The organism is Bergeriella denitrificans NBRC 102155, assembly GCF_001592185.1.
Taxonomy (GTDB): domain Bacteria; phylum Pseudomonadota; class Gammaproteobacteria; order Burkholderiales; family Neisseriaceae; genus Neisseria; species Neisseria denitrificans.
In genome coordinates this window covers 1-3,146 of sequence record NZ_BCWL01000220.1, presented here as the reverse complement: position 1 = coordinate 3,146, position 3,146 = coordinate 1, and the positions used below count along the sequence as shown (strand labels likewise).

Here is a 3,146-nt window from a genome sequence, read left to right as displayed (position 1 = left end):
TCAAGCCCCCTCTTTGAGCCGGGCGAACCAATGCCGTAGCAGGATTTAAGTTCGACGACGATACAATGCGGTGCGGCGGCAAAATCAAGAATATCAAGCAAGAGGTTACAGATGGATTTACGACAAAAAATCGCAGAAAGCCCGATGAGCGGCTATCAATGGCTGGTGGTGGCTTTGGCCGTGCTGCTGAATATGCTCGACGGCTTTGATGTACTGGCGGTGGCCTTTACCGCCAAAAGCATTCAGGCGGAATTGGGCTTGGACGGCGCACACATCGGCACGCTGATGAGCGCGGGCCTGCTGGGCATGACGCTGGGCTCGGTGTTTCTCGCGCCGCTGGCCGACCGCTTCGGCCGCCGCCCGCTGCTGATTTTTTCGACCGCGCTGTCGGCATTGGGTATGCTGATGACGTATTTCGCGCATTCGGTGGAGAGCATCGCCTTGTGGCGCGTGGTAACAGGCTTGGGCGTGGGCGGCATTTTGCCGTGTACCAATGTGATTGTCAGCGAATATTCCAATAAAAAATGGCGCGGTTTGGCGATTGCCATTTATGCATCGGGCTTCGGCATCGGCGCGATGCTGGGCGGGATGTCGGCGGTGGTGCTGCAAGACAGCTACGGCTGGCGCTCGGTCTTTTTAATCGGCGCGGTGCTGACGCTGGCGGCGGTGGCCGTATTGATGGCGTTGCTGCCGGAATCGGTGGAATATCTGTTGAACAAGCGTCCGGCCGATGCGCGCGCGCGTTTGGATAAAATCACCGCCAAAATGGGTTTGGGCGGCGATTGGGCCTTCCCCGAAGCGGCGCAGCAGGTGAAAAAAGCCAAAGTATCCGTATTGCGCCTGTTTGAGCCGAACTATATCAAAACCACGCTGCTGATTTGGGTGGCCTTTATTACCGTGATGGCGGCGTATTACTTTATCAGCTCGTGGACGCCCGCGCTGCTGGAAGAAGCCGGTATGGCGAAAACGCAGAGCCAAACCGTGGGCATGGCGATTTCCATCGGCGGCGCCATCGGATCGCTGGTGTTCGGCGTATTGGTCAGCCGCTGGACGCCGCGTGCGGTATTGATTGCCTTCGCCTTGGCGGCGGCGGGCGCGGTATTTGCCTTTTTGTCGGCCGGCTCGCTGGCTTTGGCGCTGGCATTCGCCGTATTGCTCGGCGCGCTGATGAACGGCTGTATCGCCGGTTTGTACACCATCAACCCCACTCTGTATGAAGCCGATTTCCGCAATACCGGCGTCGGCGTTACCATCGGCGTCGGCCGCTTAGGCTCGATTTTGTCGCCGATGATTGCCGGCGGCCTGCTGGACGCGGGTTGGGCGAAAAACGATTTATACGGCGGCGCCGCGCTGGTGATTGCGCTGGCGGCGGTGGCGGTGTTCTTCCTGAAACCGCGCGAGCAGGGCTGATTAGGAAAAGGGCGGCAGCGTTGTTTAAACCATGTTGCCCGCCCTCGCCGTGTATTTAAATTTCAAACAGGCCGTCTGAATATTTTTCAGACGGCCTGTTTGCCGTGCAGGCGGGTTTGCCCCGATAAAGCGCAAAAGCCGTCTGAAAAGGCCGTCTGAAAAGGCGGGGCAAGATTGCGGTGTATCAAAAGAGTATCGCTGCCTGCTTGCCAGCCCCCGGGATTTACAACATAATACGGCGGATAGAAAATTTAATATTATTACAGGCAGCAGCCGCAGGCCGGCGCTATGGATAAAGGAAGACCAATCATGAAAGTAACCAGTTTCGGCGAGGTGCTGTGGGACGATTTCCCCGACGGGAAAGTATTGGGCGGCGCGCCCTTGAATGTGGCCGTCCGTATGCGTTCGCTGGGTGCGGATGCGGCCATTATCAGCAGCTGCGGCGACGATGAAGACGGCCGGGAATTGGTGCGCCGCATCGAAGCCAAAAACGTTGCCGCCGATTTGGTGCAAACAAGCGAATGCCCGACCGGCCTGGTAAAAGTCAGCCTGGATAAAAACGGCAGCGCATCCTACGACATCGTTTATCCCTGCGCGTGGGACAAAATCCGCCCCGAAGCCGCCGCTCTGCAGCGCGTGGCCGAATCCGATGCGTTTATCTTCGGCAGCCTGGCCGCCCGCGACGAAGTTTCCCGCGCAACTTTGGCGCAGCTCTTGGCGCAGGCCAAATTCAAAATTTTCGACGTGAATCTGCGCAGCCCGCATTACGACACCGCGCGGCTGCTGGATACCATGAAACAATCCGACATGGTAAAGCTGAACGACGACGAGCTTTTTGAGCTGGCCGCTGCCTACGGCTCGCCTTACCACTCGGTCGAGCAGAACATCGAATTTATCGTAAAACTCACCGGCATCAAAATCCTGTGCATCACCCTGGGCAACCACGGTGCGGCACTGTATGTTGACGGCCAAATCTACCGCCACAGCGGCTTCCGCGTGAAAGTCGCCGATACCGTCGGCGCAGGCGACAGCTTTCTCGGCGGCCTGAGCTACCAATTACTGGCCGGCACCGAACCGCAGCAAGCCCTGACATTTGCCTGCGCGCTCGGCGCATTGGTAGCCGCCCGCCACGGCGCAACGCCGGACATCAGCGTAGCGGAAATCGAAGCGTTTATGAATCCGGCGTAACGCGCATCGGAGATAGGGAAAAAGCCGTCTGAAAAACGCGCGATATGCGGATTTTCAGACGGCTTTTGCCATGCCGCGCATCATGGGAGCGGTTTGGGTGGCGTTTTGAAGCAGTCTGCTCAGACCGCGTTGCAGGTTGCTGTCGTCCAGTTGGATTTCTATCATGTTGCGTTTCTGGTTTTGTGGGGGTATTATTTGAGTAAGACCTTATTGCAGAGTCCCATGTGGATGGGGGCAGTACCCTGAAACTTATTTCAGGCGACCCGAATCCGGTTCGATTCCGGCAATGCGATTAAGGTCTTTCTTTATTCAGTCAGATATTGGTATTCTCCGCCTTTTGTTCCTGCTTGAATGCTGGCAGTAGAAACATAAAATCCCGACACAACTTCCGCTCCTTCTTTATTCATTTGAATAGCCAGCTTAACCGATTTTTCTTCTGGCATATGAAAAACCAATAATAAATGTCCGTTTTTCGTATCCCACAATTCATCTTATAGTCGTTTTGTTAGATTGAAACAAGGCGAGCCAGCGCCGTAGCAGAAATGACT

Annotated in this window: 3 protein-coding genes; 2 read left to right on the top strand and 1 reads right to left on the bottom strand. The window is 56.1% G+C overall.

The genetic code is table 11. The features are described from left to right. Nucleotides 1–111 precede the first annotated feature (111 nt). Complete coding sequence (locus BDE01S_RS09415; protein WP_066080725.1) at nt 112–1,410, top strand: MFS transporter; 1,299 nt, start codon at nt 112–114, stop codon at nt 1,408–1,410. A gap of 309 nt (nt 1,411–1,719) precedes the next feature. Beyond that, nucleotides 1,720–2,598: a carbohydrate kinase family protein gene (locus BDE01S_RS09410; RefSeq protein ID WP_066080722.1), complete on the top strand. Its 879-nt coding sequence runs from the start codon at nt 1,720–1,722 to the stop codon at nt 2,596–2,598. A gap of 305 nt (nt 2,599–2,903) precedes the next feature. Here BDE01S_RS09410 and BDE01S_RS11345 read toward each other — a convergent pair whose 3' ends face one another. Continuing rightward, the gene (locus tag BDE01S_RS11345; RefSeq protein WP_147283893.1) at nt 2,904–3,083 is read right to left on the bottom strand and encodes a hypothetical protein; all 180 of its coding nucleotides are present in this window, start codon (nt 3,081–3,083) and stop codon (nt 2,904–2,906) included. Nucleotides 3,084–3,146 lie beyond the last annotated feature (63 nt).